At 63.6% G+C, this 16616-nt stretch carries 18 protein-coding genes; 12 read left to right on the top strand and 6 right to left on the bottom strand.

The genetic code is table 11. The annotated features are described in order from the left end of the window. The first annotated feature begins 166 nt into the window (after nt 1-166). From HX881_RS28510 to HX881_RS28520, 3 genes are all read left to right on the top strand, one after another. Complete coding sequence (locus HX881_RS28510; RefSeq protein ID WP_177087850.1) at nt 167-814, top strand: ribonuclease T2 family protein; 648 nt, start codon at nt 167-169, stop codon at nt 812-814. A 93-nt stretch (nt 815-907) separates the two neighbouring features. Next, a complete protein-coding gene (locus HX881_RS28515) occupies nt 908-1606 on the top strand; it encodes an AzlC family ABC transporter permease (RefSeq protein ID WP_017125207.1) in 699 nt (232 codons plus the stop codon). Next, the gene (locus HX881_RS28520) at nt 1606-1917 is read left to right on the top strand and encodes an AzlD domain-containing protein (RefSeq protein WP_167331626.1); all 312 of its coding nucleotides are present in this window, start codon (nt 1606-1608) and stop codon (nt 1915-1917) included. The genes HX881_RS28515 and HX881_RS28520 overlap by 1 nt, the downstream gene beginning before the upstream one ends. Nucleotides 1918-1976: 59 nt before the next feature. Here the strand turns inward: HX881_RS28520 and HX881_RS28525 are convergent, their stop codons facing one another. The 6 genes from HX881_RS28525 to HX881_RS28550 all read right to left on the bottom strand — a co-directional run bounded on the left by HX881_RS28525 (nt 1977) and on the right by HX881_RS28550 (nt 8564). Then, a complete protein-coding gene (locus HX881_RS28525; RefSeq protein ID WP_177087852.1) occupies nt 1977-4331 on the bottom strand; it encodes a TonB-dependent siderophore receptor in 2355 nt (784 codons plus the stop codon). A 62-nt stretch (nt 4332-4393) separates the two neighbouring features. Then, nucleotides 4394-5230 (bottom strand): FecR family protein, encoded by an 837-nt coding sequence (locus HX881_RS28530; RefSeq protein ID WP_177087854.1) that lies wholly within the window; start codon nt 5228-5230, stop codon nt 4394-4396. Next, the gene (locus tag HX881_RS28535; protein ID WP_177087856.1) at nt 5227-5751 is read right to left on the bottom strand and encodes an RNA polymerase sigma factor; all 525 of its coding nucleotides are present in this window, start codon (nt 5749-5751) and stop codon (nt 5227-5229) included. Before HX881_RS28535 ends, HX881_RS28530 begins: the two co-directional genes overlap by 4 nt. A gap of 119 nt (nt 5752-5870) precedes the next feature. Further along, on the bottom strand, nt 5871-6353 hold the full coding sequence (locus HX881_RS28540; RefSeq protein WP_177087857.1) for a DUF4440 domain-containing protein: 483 nt from the start codon (nt 6351-6353) through the stop codon (nt 5871-5873). Between the two features lie 90 nt (nt 6354-6443). Continuing rightward, entirely contained in the window at nt 6444-7403 is a 960-nt protein-coding gene (locus HX881_RS28545) for a GlxA family transcriptional regulator (protein ID WP_177087859.1), read from the bottom strand. 84 nt (nt 7404-7487) lie between these two features. Next, on the bottom strand, nt 7488-8564 hold the full coding sequence (locus tag HX881_RS28550; RefSeq protein ID WP_246356599.1) for a GlxA family transcriptional regulator: 1077 nt from the start codon (nt 8562-8564) through the stop codon (nt 7488-7490). A 111-nt stretch (nt 8565-8675) separates the two neighbouring features. Here HX881_RS28550 and HX881_RS28555 point away from each other — a divergent pair, with 111 nt between their 5' ends. The 9 genes from HX881_RS28555 (at nt 8676) to HX881_RS28595 (ending at nt 16527) form a co-directional block, all read left to right on the top strand. After that, nucleotides 8676-9545: an ABC transporter substrate-binding protein gene (locus HX881_RS28555; protein WP_177087863.1), complete on the top strand. Its 870-nt coding sequence runs from the start codon at nt 8676-8678 to the stop codon at nt 9543-9545. A 68-nt stretch (nt 9546-9613) separates the two neighbouring features. Beyond that, nucleotides 9614-10402, top strand: coding sequence for an amino acid ABC transporter ATP-binding protein (locus HX881_RS28560; protein WP_042935023.1), 789 nt, complete (start codon nt 9614-9616; stop codon nt 10400-10402). After that, a complete protein-coding gene (locus HX881_RS28565; RefSeq protein ID WP_017125217.1) occupies nt 10403-11059 on the top strand; it encodes an amino acid ABC transporter permease in 657 nt (218 codons plus the stop codon). It begins immediately after the preceding gene. Then, complete coding sequence (locus tag HX881_RS28570; protein ID WP_017125218.1) at nt 11056-11739, top strand: amino acid ABC transporter permease; 684 nt, start codon at nt 11056-11058, stop codon at nt 11737-11739. Before HX881_RS28565 ends, HX881_RS28570 begins: the two co-directional genes overlap by 4 nt. Before the next feature lie 4 nt (nt 11740-11743). After that, nucleotides 11744-13168 (top strand): amidase, encoded by a 1425-nt coding sequence (locus tag HX881_RS28575; RefSeq protein ID WP_017125219.1) that lies wholly within the window; start codon nt 11744-11746, stop codon nt 13166-13168. Beyond that, a complete protein-coding gene (locus tag HX881_RS28580) occupies nt 13168-14397 on the top strand; it encodes a D-amino acid dehydrogenase (RefSeq protein WP_177087865.1) in 1230 nt (409 codons plus the stop codon). Before HX881_RS28575 ends, HX881_RS28580 begins: the two co-directional genes overlap by 1 nt. Before the next feature lie 23 nt (nt 14398-14420). Then, nucleotides 14421-14786 carry a RidA family protein gene (locus tag HX881_RS28585; protein WP_017125222.1) on the top strand — a complete coding sequence of 122 codons (366 nt, stop codon included), beginning with the start codon at nt 14421-14423 and terminating at the stop codon, nt 14784-14786. A 130-nt stretch (nt 14787-14916) separates the two neighbouring features. After that, entirely contained in the window at nt 14917-15495 is a 579-nt protein-coding gene (locus tag HX881_RS28590) for a TetR/AcrR family transcriptional regulator (protein ID WP_177087867.1), read from the top strand. Nucleotides 15496-16254: 759 nt separating this feature from the next. After that, nucleotides 16255-16527, top strand: coding sequence for a colicin immunity domain-containing protein (locus tag HX881_RS28595; protein ID WP_177087869.1), 273 nt, complete (start codon nt 16255-16257; stop codon nt 16525-16527). Nucleotides 16528-16616 lie beyond the last annotated feature (89 nt).

The raw sequence follows: 16616 nt of genomic DNA on the forward strand, positions 1-16616 counted from the left end.
GGCACCTGAGTCGGTGGGCCCGGATGGATGGAAACACAGCCCTCGATCATAAGAAGTCAGGGAGGTGAAAGGTGTAGCAAATGTTACTGTTTTGTAACGAATCTTCATAATTTATTTGGCGCCACGGATATTGATTTATTCATCCAACAAGACGCGGGAGAAGGGAATGAGGTGGTTTTCGTGGGTACTGGTGCTTTTCATGGTGTCAGTGGGCGGGGTGCAGGCGGGCCAGGGGCGTGACAAGCAGCGAGGCGAGGCCGGCGAGTTCGATTACTACCTGCTGGCGTTGTCCTGGTCGCCGACGTTCTGCCTGACCCATACCGGCAACGAGCAATGCACGGGCAAGGGCTATGGGTTTGTCCTTCACGGCCTCTGGCCGCAGTACGCGCGGGGTGGTTGGCCGCAGTCCTGCGCGCCATTGACGCCGCTGTCGGCCGAGCAGCGCCAGCAGGGCCTGACGCTGTTTCCGACCGCCAGGCTGATGGAACATGAGTGGAAGAAGCACGGCACCTGCAGCGGCCTGGGCGCCAATGCCTATCTGGATACCACCGACCGGGCGTTGGGCAAGGTACGGATTCCCGACGCGTTGCAACCCTCGACGGCGGTGCGGGAGTATTCCGCCGAGGAAATCGCCGTGTTGTTCCGGCAGAGCAATCCGGGCATGCCGAGCGATGGCGTGGCAGTGAGTTGCAGCGGTCCGCAACTGTCCGAGGTGAAGGTCTGCCTGAGCCGGGACCTGGGGTTCGCGTCCTGTGGCAAGGGCGTGAAGAGCCAGTGCCGGGCCGGCAAGGTCCGCTTGCCGCCAATTCGTTAAGGGGGGCGGGCGTCGGTCAAGTTGCAAGATTGTTCAAGACAAGCCGCGGACGCCCTGCCAAAGTCACGCGTCTTTTCCTGAAGCGCGAGTTCTATGTCTGATCACCTTCTGCCCCGCACCGCCTTCCTGCGCGGTGCCGTGGCCATCATGCCGCTGTCCCTGGCGACGGCACCCTGGGGGCTGCTGGCCGGCTCCATGGCCATCGAGGCCAACCTGACCCCCCTGCAAGGCCAGGGCCTGTCGAGCATCGTGTTTGCCGGCGCCGCGCAACTGGTGGCCATCGGCATGCTCAAGGGCGGCGCGGGGATCTTCTCGATCCTGCTGACCACCGCGCTGCTGACCTCGCAGCACCTGTTGTACGGCATGAGCATGCGTTCGGTGATTGCCCCGCTGCCCGGTCGCTGGCGCGTCGGCCTGGGCTTCCTGCTCACCGACGAACTGTTCGCCCTGACCAGCCAGCACGACAAGCAACAGTTCGACCGCTGGTATGCGCTGGGGGTGGGGTTGACGTTCTATATCGCCTGGAACCTGTTCACCCTGGCGGGGATCGTACTGGGCCGCAGTATTCCCGGACTTGAGCACCTGGGGCTGGACTTCTCGATTGCCGCGACCTTTATCGCCCTGATCACCCCGGTGGTGCGCAGTGTGCCGACCGTGGTCTGCGTGGCCGTATCGTTGTTCTGCTCGGTACTGTTCAGTTACTGGCAGTGGGGTTCGGCGCTGGTGCTGTCGGGACTGGCGGGGATGGCGGCGGGATTTGTCTGCAACAAGCTGTATCGGGGGCGCGAATGATGGTCTGGGCGGTAATCATCGGGATGGGACTGCTGGTGTTCCTCAACCGCTACGTGTTTCTCGAACCCCGCCTGCCGTTGCGCCTGAGCAGCAACGCCCGGCAGTTTCTCGGCTTTGCCGTGCCGGGCATGCTCACGGCGATCTGCGGACCGATTGTGTTCATGCCCGACCGGCAACTGAACCTGCACCTCGACAACCCGTACCTGATCAGTTCCCTGGTCGCCATCGGGCTGGTGATCTACACCCGCAACACCCTGCTCAGCATGCTGCTGAGCATGGCGTTCTTTTTCCTGCTGCGCTGGTGGTTGTAGGTCGCCAAAGCGTTGTTTCAGAAGCGCTGCTTCAGAATCGGCGCTTCAGAATCGATGCTTCAGAATCGATAGTTGAGCCCCAGGGTCAGCGAGCGCTCCGGTGCCGGCTGGCGACCCCACGGGCTGGTGTCGATCCCGCGGAAGTAATACTCGCGGTTGAACAGGTTGCTGATGCCCGCCGAGGCCGTCAGTACGGTCTTGTCCTGCAGCGGGAACTGGCGCTCGATGGCGGTGTTCCAGACCCAGTAGGCTGGTAGCCGGCCCACGGAGGCGCTGGCATCCTCGGCCCCGGAGTTGGCGGCGTCGGTGTAGGCGCTGCTGACGTACAGGCCGTCGAGGCTGTAGGTCCAGCGTTCGGCGAAGTGGTAACGCCCGTCGACGCTGAACTGGTTGCGCGAGGAGAACGGCACCTCATTGCCCTTGAAGGTGCCATTGCGCTGCTTGGCGTCGAGGTAGGCGTAGCTGGCGTGCAGGTCAAGGTCGGGCAGGGCGCCCGGGGTCCAGAAGATCTCGCTCTCGATGCCCTGGTGACGGGTGCTGCCGAGGTTGACGAAGCGGTCGGTGGTGGCGTCGTAGACGATCTGGTCGTCGAAGTCGATGCGGTACACTCCGAGGTCGACACGCAGGCCTTTCCACGGGGTGTAGCGCACGCCGGTCTCGTAGTTCCAGGCCAGTTCGGCGCCGACATCACCCTCCTTGACGATCTGCGTGACCTGCGGCGGGCGCAGGGATTTCTGCGCGTTGGCATACACGTACCAGTCGTCCGTGGCCTGGTAGCCGACCGTCAGGCCGGGCAGCCATTCTTCCGACTTGTTGTCGTGCCGGAAGCCGGTAATACCGTCCTTGTAGTCCATCTGCGCATTTTCATAACGCACGCCGGGGGTAATGGTCAGGCGATTGTTGAACAGGCCGATGGCGTTGCTCAGGTAGAACGCCCTGGCCTCGTCGTTGAACTGCCAGTCGCGGAACGGCGTGGTCTTGCCGGTCGCCACGCTCTGGCGATCGACCTTGTAGTCGATGTCCTCGGCGACGTAGCGGGCGCCCACCAGCCAGGTCTGGCTGAGGCTGTCGCCGTCGATGCTCAGGCTCAGGCGCGGTTCGCTGCCCCAGACCTTGAAGTCCCGCGGGCCGTCCTGGCGGCTGGTGGCGGTGCCGTCCGGGGTGAAGGGCAGGCCGACGATAAAATTGCGATAGCTGTCATGGGCGAAGTTGGTCCAGCTGAACTCCACCGAATCGAACGGGCCGATGGCGCCCAGGCGCTGGGTGTAGGTACCCCAGACCCGGTCGGTGTTGCCGTCGAAATGATCCAGTGGCCGGGTCGACTGACGTGGGTCGTCGCGGTAGTCCTTGACGCTCAGGGCGCCCGCCAGGTCCATGTCGGCCTCGTAGTGCTGCACGCCGAAGCTCAGCTCGCGGTCGTCGTCGATATTCCACTGGCCGCGCAGGCGGTAGTTCTGGATATCGGTGTCCGAGTGCTCCCGTCCGGCTTCGCCCGAAATCGTATTGAGGTCCAGTTGCAGGCCGAAGTTGTCGGTCAGGTAGCCGCCGGTGCCGAAGTAGGTGTCCCACAACTGGCGCCCGCCGGCGTTGAAGGTGGTGCGCTCCTGCAGGGTGTTTTCCCATTCGCGGGGAATCGGCTTGCTGATGAAGTTGATGACTCCGCCGACGTTGTTCGGCCCGTACTGCACGGCGGCACCACCGCGCACGATATCGATGCGATCGACGGTGGCCATGGTCACCGGGAACAGCGACAGGCCGGTCTGCCCGTAGGGCGCGAGGGCCAGCGGAATGCCGTCGGACAGCGCCTGGATCCTCCCGCTGCGGCTTTCGTACAGGCCGCGCACGGCGATCTGCGGCAGGGCGCCGGTGCCGGTCTCGTCGAAGATCTTGACCCCGGGCACCCGTTGCAGGGCATCGTCGACCCCGCGCACGCTGGCCTTGTCCAGGTTGTCCGCGCCAACCACCGTGCGGCTGCCGGCGTAGGTCAGTACCTGCGGATCGCTGGCGCTGCCCAGCACGTCACCCTTGATCACCATGGGCGCGATATAGGACACCTCGGCCGGTTTGGCCGCCGGGGCCGGTGCAGCACCGGCCGGGACGATGACGAAGGTCCTCTCGTCCTTGACCCGGGTTTGCAGGCCGCTGTTGTCGAGCAGTCGCGCCAGCGCTTCCTGCGGGGTGAAACTGCCTTTGAGGGCGGGTGTGGTCCGCTCCTGCGCGATGTCGCTGGCAAACAGGATCTGCACCGACGACTGGCGTGCCAGGGCATTGAGCGCCTGGTCCAGGCGCGAGCTCGGCAGGTCGAGCAGGACCTTGTCCTCGGCCTGGGCCGAGAGGGCGAACAGCAGGCTGCCGGTCAGCAGGGGCAAGGACAGTGACAGGGGCAGGCGAGCGCTGCGCAGGCGTGGCTTCATGGGCGATGTTCCTTGGAAAACAGGGGGCTTTGACTACCTGCCGTTTCTCGCCCGGGAAAACCCTACCTGCTGGCTCGATTATTTTTTCCGCTCTTGCGGCGCACGTGCAAGGTCCCGTCGCTCTCGCTGTGCAGACTCAAGGGCAGGATGCCCGGCAGCAGGGCGAGCAGGTCCTCGACCTTGCTGCTGTCGAAGACCCCGGTGATCGGCAGGCCGGCCAGGCTCGGATCGTCGAGGCGAATCGGCGCCGTACGATAGCGCTGGATCCGTGCCAGGGCGTCGGCCAATGGCGTGCGGTCGAAGATCAGGCGGTTGTCCTTCCAGGCGATCGCCGCCTCGGCGTCCACGCCGAGCGGTTGCAGGTGTCGCCCCGGACCTGTCTCGACCTGTTGACCGGGGGCCAGTTGCACATGACGACCGTCCGCGGTATCGACGTCGACCTTGCCGCGTACCAGGGTCACGCGCGCGCCCTGGTCAAGGCGATCGACACTGAACAGCGTGCCCAGCACCCGCACCCGGGTCGTGCCCGCTTCCACTTCGAAGGGCCTGAAAACGGTTTTCGAGACATCGAACAGCGCCTGGCCGGCCTGCAGTTCCACTCGTCGCGAGCGCAGGTGCCATTCGACGGTGACCCGGCTGTTGCTGTCCAGGGTCATGCGGCTGCCATCGGCCAGCGCCAGTACGCGTCGCTCGCCGACGGCGCTGGCATGGGACTCCCGGTGATAGGCCGGGTCCAGCCAGCCCAGCCCGGCGGCCAGCAGCATCGCCAACAGGGCGCCCGCCACGGCCTTGCGTGGTTTGCGCGGCCTGGGCTCGGGCAGGGGAAAGCGTTTGCGCAATTCTTCGCGATGTCGCGCCAGGGCTTCTTCTTCGCGGGACGGCGGGGGCAGGGTGGTCATGAGACGGGTTCCGACAGGTCGAGCCTGGCGCGGCAGGCGGCCAGGCCGAGCTTCAAGTGCTTTTCCACGGTTTTCAGGGAAATCCCCAGGCGTGTCGCGACTTCCGCCTGCGGCAACTGGTGGATCTTGTGCATCACGAAGACCATCCGGCAGCGCGGCGGCAACGCCTCGATGGCCTGGGCCAGGTACTCCAGCTCGCGCTCGGCTTCATACTGGCGAGGTGGCGACGGCGCCTCGCTGGCGGCCTCGAACGGCTCGGACAACTCGACGATCCAGGCCTGGCGCCGCCGTTCGCTGCGGTAGCGGTCGATGGCCTGGTCGTGGGAGATCTTGCGCAGCAGCGCCAGGGGCGTGCGCACGTCCTCCGACTGGCGTTTCTCCAGCAGTTGCACGCAGACATCGTGCACCACTTCGCGGGCAAAGCCGCGATCGCCAAAGCGTCGGCGCACGTGATCGACCAGTTCGTCGTAGTGACGCACCAGGGTGCTGAGCAGGGATGGCTTGGCAGAGTCGAACGGCATGATGGACCTGGAACGAGGCAGTGCAGGCGCAAATATAAATGAGAAACCTTTTCATTCATAGCGCAAGCCATCTCGACAGGGCCGGAGGTCATTCCGGCCGGTCAGGTCCGTGGCGGGGGTTATTTGAAGTTGGTATCGGCCACCGGCATGATCGTCGCGACCCGCCAGCCGTCGGCGCCGCGCAGCAGGGTCTGGCTGATCAGGAAGGTGTTTTTCTGCGGTGCTTCCCCGGCATGGCTGCGGGTGAAGGTCACGGGCACGAGGATCTGCGCCACGCTGTCATTGAGCTGGGTGATGCGCAACCGGCTCATGTCCGGGTCCAGTTGCCAGACGCCCTGATAATAGTCCTTCAGGCGCTCGACCACCGCGTCCGGGCCCCAGTTCGCACCGCCCCGGGCATACCAGAGCATCTGTGGCGAATCCCAGAGCATCGCGCGGATCTGCTTGAGGTCGTGGGCGTTCTGCGCCTTGACGAAATCGGTGAAGAAACCGCGCACTTCGTCCTCGTTCGAGGCGGCGAAGGCACTCTGGCTCGAAAGGGTGAGCAGCGCACCCAGCAATAGCGAGCAGGTCGCGATACGGGTGATGGAAAGCAGTTGCATGGTGTCTCCTGGCGGGCGTTCTGCGATGGCTTGTAGGGTGACTCAGCGTAATCGCCCGAAGACCGTGAAACGTGTCGTTTAACCCTCGTTTCAGGCCATGGTTTCGCCTTGTCGGGGCTTGTCCCCCTGGCGGGCATTGCGGCGCATGGCCCGTGGCGGTTCGCCGAACGCACGGACAAAGGCGCGGCGCATTCGCTCGCTGTCGCCAAATCCAGTCTGGCGGGCGATGGCTTCTATCGGGTGGCGGCCTTCCTGGATCAGCACCAGTGCCGCGTCGATACGCAGTTTTTCGATGGCCTTGGCCGGGGAGGTGCCGGTCTGCTCGCGAAAGGCCCGGCTGAACTGGCGGCTGCTCAGGTGTGCGGCCTGGGCCAGCCGCTCCAGGCTCAACTCGGTGTGCAGGTGATTTTGCGCGTAGGCCAGGGCAACCTGGATGCGATCGGAACGTTGTTCTTCCAGCAGCGCCGATGACTGTGGCTGACCACCGGCCCGGCGGCTTTGCAGGATAAAGGTCTTCGACACGGCCCGCGCCAGGTCGGCACCGAGGTCTTTCTCGACCATGGTCAGTGCCTGGTCGATACCCGCGGTCATCCCGGCCGAGGTCCACAATGAGCCGTCGACGACGAACAGGCGCTCCTCGTCCAGCCTGACCCTGGGGTAACGGGCGCGGAATTGCGGGGCGAAGAACCAGTGGGTGGTGGCCTGGCGGCCGTCGAGCAACCCGGCCTCGGCAAGAAAAAAGGTTCCCGAACAGGTGGCCGCCAGGCGCCGGCAGCTTTGTGCCGCCTGGCGCAGGTAGGCGAGCAGCGCGGACGTGAAGGGGCGTTCGTTGCCGCCGCCGATGATCACCGTATCGTATTCGTCAGCCGTGAAAGGCTCGGTCTGCACCACGATCCCCACGGAGCTGCGCACGGCACCACCGCCCTCCGATAGCAGGCGTACGTCATAGTGAGGCTTGCCGAGCAGGCTGTTGGCCGTTTCGAACACCGAGAGCGCGGAGAAGCTCATCACGCCGAAACCGGGAAAGACGATAAAACCGATACGCAGCATAGGGCTCCCGGACATCCTGAACCTGAAAGCGAATAGATTACCCTGAACATGCAAAGGTGTTGAGTGAATACGCCTTGCCGACGCTTATTCCCCGGCGTGTTTCAACAGCTCCTTGCGCAACTTGCCGGGCGACAGGCCGAACAGGCTCTGGAAATGCCGGATGAAATGCGGTGCGTCGGCGAAGCCGCATTCGAAGGCGATTTCGCCGATCTGGCGATCCGAGCTGACCAGCAGCCAGCGTCCATAGCGTAGCCGTACCTGGCGGTAGAACTGCGCCGGGCTGGTATCGGTTTCGGCCATGAACAACCTTTCCAGCTGGCGTTTGCTGGTGCCGACCCAGTGGGCGATCGCCTCGATCTCCAGGGGTTCGGCCATGTGCTTTTCCATCAGCATCACCGCTTCGTGCAGACGCCGGTTGGATGAACTGGCGTAGCCGAGGGCCTTGCGCCGGTCGAGGAAGCTGCCGCTGCCGCTCTTGGCCACGGTCATCTGGTGCACCACCTTGCCGGCGCGGTCCGGGCCGCAGTGCATGCCGATCAGATGCACCGCCAGTTCGATCACCGAGACGCCGCCGGCACAGGTGATGCGGTCCTTGTCGATGAGGAAGTCGTTGTGGGTGATAAACCGCAGCGTCGGGAACAGGCGCTTCCAGTCATTGGCATGGTAGGCATGTACGCAGGCGGTGCGACCTTCCATCAGTCCGTGGCGGGCCAGCACGAAGCTGCCGGTACACAGGCCGATCAGCGGTACGCCCGCCGCCGCGGCCTGGTGCAGGAACGCCGGGTAACTCCTGGGCACATCGGCCAGGGAGTCCAGCAGGCCACCGATGACCACGATGTAGTCGAAACGTTGCGGGTCGCCCATTTCGCTGTCGATGGGCACGTCCAGCCCGCCGCTGGACACGACCCGCTGCCCCGGCGTGCCCAGCACCTTCCATTCGCAACGGATCGGTCGGCTCTGGTCGCCGGTGTCGGCGGCATGACGCAGCGCATCGGTCAGCCCGGACAACGACAGCAGTGGAAACCGCGGCCAGAGCACGATGCCCACCGACAGTTCGGCGGTCCCGCGACGCTTGTGCGACGAGGGGGCCGATTGCTGGTCGAGTCGCGCCACCAGGCTCTGTTCGTCAGCCTGGTCCGCGGTTTTATCTGGATGTCGCAAATATTCAATCATTCGTGCAAAGCATCCAACTGGTTGAACCGCCCTCGGCCCTAGGATGGAGGCCTGCCCAACGTCCTGTCGTTCAATAAGAAAACCAACGAGGTGCATACGATGAACAAGTCTGGCATTCAACGCTTTACCGGCCTTTGCGCCGGATTGATGCTGTCCCTGCTGGCTTCGGCCCCGGTGTTCGCGCTGGATACCGTGGAGCGGGGCAGCCTGACCATCGCGTTCAGCGGCGACATGCCGGGAACCGGTTATCAAGATAGCAAGATGGTCGGCTATGACGGTGAAATCCTTCAACAAATTTCTGAAAGGCTGGGGCTCAAGGTCAAGCCGGCGCTGATGGAATGGTCGGGGACCATTGCTTCAGTGCAGGCTCGCCGCGTGGACGTGATGGCCGGGACCATGGGCTGGACCGAACAGCGCTCGAAGATCATGGCCCTGAGCGATCCGATCCACTATTTCAAGAACGGTATCACCCAGACCGGGAAGACCGACTGGAAGACCCTCAAGGACTTGCAGGGCAAGAAGGTCGGGACCATCACCGGATTCTCCTTCATTCCTGAAATGCGCAGGATCCCTGGGCTGCAAGTGACGCTCTACGACACCTCGGACGCCGCCGTGCGCGACCTGCTGGCCGGGCGTATCGACGCGGTGATCGGTGATCCGCCGGTCATGCAATACGCCATTTCGCGCAATGCCCAATGGCACCTGCACTTCAACGCCTTTACCGACAACGATCCGGATTTCCCGCTGCTGACCGGACTGGGCCAGGTGGTGTTCGGTTTCAACAAGGACAATCCGCAACTGCTGGCGGCGGTCAACGAACAGATCCAGACGCTCTGGAAAACCTGCGAGATGCGCAAGATCGGCGCCCGCTACGGCCTGACCCAGGATGTCTGGTTCATGCCCCAGGGCAAGGACCTGCGTCTGAGCGTCGACCGTCCGGCGGACTGGAAACTGCCCGGCTGCCAATAACAAAGCGTGGTGCGCAGGGACGTCCTGTCGACCCTGCGCCAGACCGAGAAAAAAAGCGGGTGAGCAACATGTCCGACCTGATGGAACCTGCGCTGCTGCGCGTGTGTGACCTGTACAAACATTATGGCGACCTGGCGGTGCTCAAGGGCATCAGCCTGGAACTCAAGGCCGGGGAAACCCTGTCGCTGATCGGCCCCAGCGGGTCCGGCAAATCGACCTGCCTGCGCTGTATCAATTACCTGGAGAAACCCAGCCAGGGTGAGATCTGGCTTGGCGATGAGCTGATCGGGCAGGCCGGGGACGGCTCGCGCCGGCGCTTGCTGAGCGATCGGGAAATGGCCCCGCAACGCCTGGAGATCGCCATGGTCTTCCAGCTGTTCTACCTGTGGCCGCACTTGAACGTACGCGACAATGTCGCGCTGGGGTCGATCAAGGCCCGCGGCATGCCGCGCAAGCAGGCCTATGAGCTGGCCGAGGCGATGCTGGAGAAGGTCCATCTGAGGCACAAGGCCGATGCCTATCCCGAGCAGTTGTCCGGCGGGCAGCAACAACGGGTGGCGATTGCCCGGGCGCTGGCACAGCAACCCAAGGTGATCCTGTTCGACGAGCCGACCTCGGCCCTCGACCCGGAGCTGGTGGGGGAGGTCCTGGCGGTGATCCGCGAGCTGGCCGAGGAGGGGCGGACCATGATCATGGTGACCCACGAAGTCCGCTTTGCCCGCGACGTGGCCGACCGGGTGATCTTCATGGACGGCGGTCACATCGTCGAACAGGGACCTTCGGCCCAGGTGATCGATCATCCCAGCCACGAGCGCACCCGCAGCTTCCTCGGGCGCATGGCCATGGAGAACGCTTGAATGAGCAGCCTCCAGACCTTTTTCGGGTTATTGCCCCTGCTGCTGAGCGGTGCGCTGGCGGCGCTGGAGATCGCCCTGTGCACCCTGGTGCTGGCGAGTATCGGTGGCCTGGCGCTGGCGGTATGGCTGACCTTCAGCCGTTCGCGCCTGGTGCGGGCGGGGATCGCCTGCTACATCGAGTGGATGCGCAATGTGCCGGCCCTCGCGCATCTGTTCCTGATCTATTTCGGCCTGTCGTACCTGGGGATCAATCTGCCCGCCTGGCTGGCGGCCATCGCCGGTCTGAGCCTGGTGGGCAGCGCGGTACTCTGCGACATCTTCCGCGCCGGCCTGCAGTCGCTGCATGTCGGGCAATACGAGGCGGGCCTGGCGGTCGGCCTGACCCGTGCGCAGATCCTGGCGAGCATTCTCTTGCCGCAGTCGCTGCGCCGCTCGTTGCCGGCGTTCGCCAACTATGTCACGCAACTGATCAAGGACACGTCCATCGCCTCGGCCATCGCCGTGCCGGAGATCATGTTCCTGGCGCGCAACCTGGTGACATCGACCTTCCAGACCTCGCTGATCTACTTCGCGGTGATGTGTATCTACGCGGCGATGATCCTGCCCATCGGCCTGGGCTTTATCCGTCTTGAACGGCAGTGGGGGAGCGCACGATGATCGCCTTCTTCGCGCAATACCCCGAGTACTGGAGCGATTGGACGGCGCGCCTGCTGCAAGGGGGCGTGGTCACGGCGAAACTGTCGCTGGCCGGCTTTGCCCTGGCGGCGCTGCTCGGCAGTTTGCTGACCTGGGCCTTGCGCAGCCCGTTTGCCTGGCTGCGTCGCCCGGCGGCGTACTTCATCCAGGGCATGCGTGCGCTGCCGCTGCTGGCCTTGCTGCTGGCGCTGTATTTCTCCCTGCCGAGCCTGGGCCTGACCCTGTCCGGTTTCGCCGCCGGTGTCCTCGGACTGGGGTTGCAGGGCAGCGCCTATGTCGCCGAGATCCTGCGCGGTGGCCTGGATGCCCTGCACCGCGGGCAGCGCGAGTCGGCGATAGCCGTCGGCCTGACACCGTTCCAGGCCTTTACCGCGGTGATCCTGCCCCAGGCGATTCGCGGGATGCTGCCGCCGTTGCTCAACGCCTATGTGTCGATCCTCAAGGACAGTTCGCTGTGCGCCCTGATCGCCACCGATGAACTGATGCTGGCCGCCCGGGCGATTGCTTCGGAGAGTTTCCTGCCGATGCATATTTTCCTGTTGGTCGGCCTGTTCTATTTCGTGATCGCGTTCCCGCTTTCCCTGCTGTCGCGTGTGCTTGAGAAGCGCTTTTCCCGTGGCCGCAAAAGCCTGAGAGGTTGACTGCATGAATTCCCTGGACCACAGCACTTTCCACAGTATCGGCCAGTTGCAGCAGGCGCTGCGCGGTGGCCGGCTGACCAGCGAGGCGCTGGTGCTCGCCCAACTGGCGCGTATCGAGCGTTTCAACGGCCAGCTCAATGCCTATGTCGAGGCCTACAGCCAGCGTGCCCTGGGCGCGGCCATCGCCGCCGATCGCCAGCGTGCCGCCGGCGTTGATCTGGGACCTTTGCACGGCATCCCGGTGGCGATCAAGGATCTGTTTGAAATCGCCGGACAGGCCATCACGGGTGGTTCGCTGGCGCGACGTCCGCGTATCTCCACGCTCACGGCAACGGCCGTGCAGCGCCTGGAACGGGCCGGCGCGATCATCCTGGGCAAGACTCATACGGTGGAGTTCGCGTTTGGCGGCTGGGGCACCAATGCGGTGATGGGCACGCCCTGGAATCCCTGGGACCGCCAGGTCCATCGGGCTCCGGGCGGCTCCAGCAGCGGTTCGGCGGTCGCGGTAGCCAGCGGCCTGGCCAGCGCTGCCCTGGGGACCGATACCGGCGGTTCGGTACGGATTCCCGCCGGCATGTGCGGCCTGGTGGGCTTGAAGACTACGCGCGGGCTGATCAGTCGCCATGGGTTGATCGAGCTGTGTCCGTCGCTGGATTCGGTGGGACCGCTCACCCACACCGTCGAAGACGCGGCGTGGATGCTCGACGCCTTGCTCGGTCCGGACCCGCTGGACCCGGTCTCGGCCCGGGCGCCGGTGTTCAGTGCCGCGGCGGGACTCGACCAGCCGGTGGCCGGCCTGCGGGTCTGGGTCTTGCCGCAGGCCGAACGTGCCGCCATTGCGCCGGATATCCTGGCGGCCTACGATCATGGCCTGGAACAACTGGCCGCCCTGGGCATGCACCTGGTGGAGCAGCCACTGCCACGCTCGCTGGAGTCGTGCATGCGGGTGGCCGGCGGACTGATGAGCGCCGAGGGATATGCCAGCCTTGGCACGCTGTTCGAACAGCCCGACCTGCGTTTCGATCCCCATGTGCAACGGCGCGTGCTGAGCGGCAAGGCCATCGACGCGGCGGCCTATATCGAGCTGCACCACCAGCGTCGTGCGGCGCGCAAGGCCATGCAGGAAGCGATGCTGAATGTCGATGCCTGTGTGTTCCCGACCAATGCCGTCGGCAGCGTACCGCTGGATCAGGTTGATGAGTACGGTACGCCACTGGCCCTGCTGGGACGTTTCGCCAACCTGCTCAACCTGTGTTCGGTGGCGCTGCCGGTGGGTTTTGACGACCAGGGCATGCCGGTGTCGATGCAGGTGGTTGGCCGGGCGTTCGCCGAGCCGCTGATCCTGCGCATCGGCCATGCCTATCAGCAGCGGACAGACTGGCACCAGATCAATCCGAGCGGCTGGGCGTTGGACAAGGAGGCGGTGTAATGGAGATTTGCGTGGTAGGCGCGGGCATCGTCGGCCTGAGCAGTGCCTGGTTCCTGCACCAGGCCGGGCATCGGGTCACGGTGGTCGACCAGGCATCCGGGCCCGGCATGGGCGCCGTAGCCGGTAACGGTGCACAGTTGAGCTACAGCTATGTGCAGCCGCTGGCCGACCCGTCGCTGTTGCCCGGTATCCCCAAGTTGCTGCTCGACCGCAGCGGTCCCTTGCGCTTCACCCCGCAATGGAGCCCGGAGCAATGGCGCTGGTGCATGGAGTTCCTGGCCGCCTGCCGGACCTCGGTCTCCCGCCAGACCACCGTGGAGCTGCTGGCGTTGGCCACCGAGAGTCGCCAGGCCCTGGATGGCTTCATGCAGGAGCAACAACTGGATTGCGATTTCACTCGAACCGGCAAGCTGGTGTTGTACCCGGATGCCGACAGCCTGGACAAGGCGCAGCATCAACTGCGCTTCCAGGCCGGCCTGGGATCGCGACAGCAGGCAGTCAGCGCCAGCGAGGCGGTGGCGATAGAGCCGGCGCTGGCCGGCTATCGGTCGGCGTTCCACGGTGCGATCCATACCGACAGCGAGTGCGCGGTGGACGGACTCAAGCTGTGTCGCGAAATGGCCCGGATCATGGCCGACGAGGGCGTGCAGTTGTTGTTCGGACGCAAGGTCGAGGGCTTCCGGCGCCAGGGCCAACTTATCACCGCGTTGAACCTGCGCCATGTCCGCGAGGGAGCCGAAGTGCTGCACTGCGAGGCGGTGGTGCTGGCGGCAGGCGCCCACACCACCGGCTTGCTGGCGCAACTGGGCCGCCGCCTGCCAGTGTATCCGCTCAAGGGCTACAGCATCACCCTGCCGATTACCGGACACACCCGGGCACCGACGGTGAGCATCACCGATATGCGCCGCAAGACCGTGTTCGCCCGTATCGGCGATCGCCTGCGAGTCGCGGGGATGGTGGAGTTGTGTGGAATGGATGCGTCGATTCCGCCGGCGCGGATCGAGCAGTTGCAGGCCTCGACGGAGGCGCTGTTCGGTGGAGGCTGGGACATCGGGGACTGCCAGCCCTGGACCGGCTGGCGACCGGCAACACCCACCGGCAGGCCTGTGCTTGAATGCCCCGCAGGCAGTAACCTGTACCTCAATACCGGTCATGGCGCACTGGGCATGACCCTGGCCTTTGGCAGTGCGCAGCGGCTGGTACGGTTGGTCGAACACACGACCCACTGAATTTTATCCAAGGAGAACGACCGATGACGATTCAACGTTTCCAGAGCAATGCGCGGATGTCCGGTGTAGTCAGCCATGGCGGCGTGCTTTATCTGGCCGGCCAGGTTCCCGGTGACCTGCAAGGCGATATCACCTCCCAGACCCGCCAGGTGCTGGCAAAGATCGACGGGCTGCTGGCCGAGGCGGGTAGCGACAAGACCCACCTGCTCAGCGCACAGATCTGGCTCAAGCATATCGACCGCGACTTCGCCGCGATGAACGCGGTGTGGGATGCGTGGCTGCCACAAGGCGGCTCGCCGGCCCGGGCCACGGTCGAAGCCAACCTGGCGCATCCCGAGGTGCTGGTGGAGATCATGGTGATTGCGGCCAGGGCAGAGCTGATCTCGTGATCCATGACCGCACCGGGGAGCCGAACCGCTGCTGAAGAAGCAAGCTGCGGTAAACTGTTGGCAGAGGTTTATCGGTTGGCCTGTAAACCAACCGATCAAATCATTCGTGTCAACGAACGGTGCAATGGACATGGCAGTATCACAGGTACGGGAAAAGCTCATCGAAGCGGGGCTGAGCATCATCGCCACCCAGGGCTTCAATGGCACCGGAGTCCAGGAGATCGCCGACCTGGCGGGCGTCCCGAAAGGCTCTTTCTACAACTACTTCGACAGCAAGGATGCGTTTGCCGTCGAAGTGCTGGAGCGCTACTGGCAGAAGGGCCGGTACAGAGTGATCCTCAGTGACGAGTCCCTGGGCGATCCGCTGGTGCGCCTACGGCATTATTTCGAGGCGCTGTCGGCCGCCCGGGTCGATGACAGGTTCCTCTCCGGTTGCCTGATCGGCAACTTCTCTTCCGAACTCTCCGAGCAGAGCCGGCTGGTGCGTGATCGCCTGTCCGAGATATATGCCGGCTGGGCCCGCGCCCTGGAAATCTGTATCCGCGAGGCCCAGGACCTGGGCCTGGTCGGCCGCGATGTGGCGGCCGCGGAGCTGGCGTCGTTCGTCCTGAATGCCTGGCAGGGCGCGGTCCTGCGCACCAAGGTGGAAAAGGATGGGCTCGCCCTGCAGCAGTTCATGACCGTGGTTTTCAAGCGCGTCCTCGTCTGAGGGCATTTCTACCGCAGATCAGCGCAGGTTGTCGGGCTTCTGAATGACCCGCTGGTTTGTATTGCTCTTGCATTGCGACAGGATCCTGTCGCAATGCAGTTAAATATATATGTAGCCGCAGTCCCACGTAATAAAGGGTCAATCCTCTCCGACGCCAGGTTTATTGCTTACAACAGCTCCGTTCGAAGTATACGAAAGTGAACGTTCTGAATGGGGGTAATCATGTAGGTGGAGACTTGATGATGGCGGACGAGAGATATGTACCAGGGCAGGTGTTTGAAATCAGACCCTTGCACATCGTGGCGGGAAGGCCACAGACCTTCGGCACTGGCGTGGGTGGAAGCTACGCAGGAGACGGCAACGGCTGGGGGCTTCAGGAGGGGCCACGACGAGGGGAGGGAGGTCCGGGCAGGATCCGTGAGGCCACACCGAATCTCCTGTCCGACTTGATGGGCGGCGAAACGGATTTTCAGTCTGTCGCCGATGAATATGACTCGCGTCTCAGAACAGTGTCGACTGATACAGAATATGAGCTTGAGCAAAAAAACAGGCCATATAGCGCTGGCAGGTGAGCGGTCAGGTTGGCGCGAAATGGGCGAGCTACCACGATGCCTTTCAGGGATTTGATTCCGGACTTTCCGGATAATCTTTCGGAGATCGCCGCATCTGTAGGCACGGTGAATCTGCCTTATCGGATTTATGGCGACCGTTCGAATTACTCGGTGATTGCCACGCCAACATAGATAAAGAGGTATTGTGATGAGCATGGAACTTGTCATTCTTGCGAAGACATTTGTTTCTGGTGGCGTTCCGGCAGATCAGTTTGCTAAGTCTTATATGAAATCCTGGAAGAGCGAAGGCGAAGGCGGTTTTCTGCAAAAGGATGATCCTGAACTCTCGGAGTGCTGCTCGGACATTTTCATGCATGCCGACTGTTATCAGCCGGAGCCTGGTCGCGATGAATCAGAGACTGATGAAGGTGAGTTCAGGAAGCGAGTGAAGGACACCCTGGATAAATTTAAACTCATTTGAGCCACCTTTTCTATTCAGGGTTAATCAAGAGCAAGCCCCGTTATTCGAAGGGAGTAACGAGGTTTGTTCCTGATCGGCCTGCGTGTCCA

The organism is Pseudomonas gingeri (assembly GCF_013386115.1).
In the GTDB taxonomy this organism is placed as follows: Bacteria; Pseudomonadota; Gammaproteobacteria; order Pseudomonadales; family Pseudomonadaceae; genus Aquipseudomonas; species Aquipseudomonas gingeri.

Excerpts from the sequence above, each read along its gene's own strand:
- HX881_RS28590 (WP_177087867.1), top strand. The coding sequence starts at position 14,917 with ATGGCAGTATCACAGGTACGGGAAAAGCTCATCGAAGCGGGGCTGAGC.
- HX881_RS28525 (WP_177087852.1), bottom strand. The coding sequence starts at position 4,331 with ATGAAGCCACGCCTGCGCAGCGCTCGCCTGCCCCTGTCACTGTCCTTG.
- HX881_RS28510 (WP_177087850.1), top strand. The coding sequence starts at position 167 with ATGAGGTGGTTTTCGTGGGTACTGGTGCTTTTCATGGTGTCAGTGGGC.
- HX881_RS28580 (WP_177087865.1), top strand. The coding sequence starts at position 13,168 with ATGGAGATTTGCGTGGTAGGCGCGGGCATCGTCGGCCTGAGCAGTGCC.
- HX881_RS28560 (WP_042935023.1), top strand. The coding sequence starts at position 9,614 with ATGTCCGACCTGATGGAACCTGCGCTGCTGCGCGTGTGTGACCTGTAC.
- HX881_RS28570 (WP_017125218.1), top strand. The coding sequence starts at position 11,056 with ATGATCGCCTTCTTCGCGCAATACCCCGAGTACTGGAGCGATTGGACG.
- HX881_RS28565 (WP_017125217.1), top strand. The coding sequence starts at position 10,403 with ATGAGCAGCCTCCAGACCTTTTTCGGGTTATTGCCCCTGCTGCTGAGC.
- HX881_RS28585 (WP_017125222.1), top strand. The coding sequence starts at position 14,421 with ATGACGATTCAACGTTTCCAGAGCAATGCGCGGATGTCCGGTGTAGTC.
- HX881_RS28575 (WP_017125219.1), top strand. The coding sequence starts at position 11,744 with ATGAATTCCCTGGACCACAGCACTTTCCACAGTATCGGCCAGTTGCAG.
- HX881_RS28530 (WP_177087854.1), bottom strand. The coding sequence starts at position 5,230 with ATGACCACCCTGCCCCCGCCGTCCCGCGAAGAAGAAGCCCTGGCGCGA.
- HX881_RS28515 (WP_017125207.1), top strand. The coding sequence starts at position 908 with ATGTCTGATCACCTTCTGCCCCGCACCGCCTTCCTGCGCGGTGCCGTG.
- HX881_RS28535 (WP_177087856.1), bottom strand. The coding sequence starts at position 5,751 with ATGCCGTTCGACTCTGCCAAGCCATCCCTGCTCAGCACCCTGGTGCGT.
- HX881_RS28520 (WP_167331626.1), top strand. The coding sequence starts at position 1,606 with ATGGTCTGGGCGGTAATCATCGGGATGGGACTGCTGGTGTTCCTCAAC.
- HX881_RS28540 (WP_177087857.1), bottom strand. The coding sequence starts at position 6,353 with ATGCAACTGCTTTCCATCACCCGTATCGCGACCTGCTCGCTATTGCTG.
- HX881_RS28595 (WP_177087869.1), top strand. The coding sequence starts at position 16,255 with ATGAGCATGGAACTTGTCATTCTTGCGAAGACATTTGTTTCTGGTGGC.
- HX881_RS28545 (WP_177087859.1), bottom strand. The coding sequence starts at position 7,403 with ATGCTGCGTATCGGTTTTATCGTCTTTCCCGGTTTCGGCGTGATGAGC.
- HX881_RS28555 (WP_177087863.1), top strand. The coding sequence starts at position 8,676 with ATGAACAAGTCTGGCATTCAACGCTTTACCGGCCTTTGCGCCGGATTG.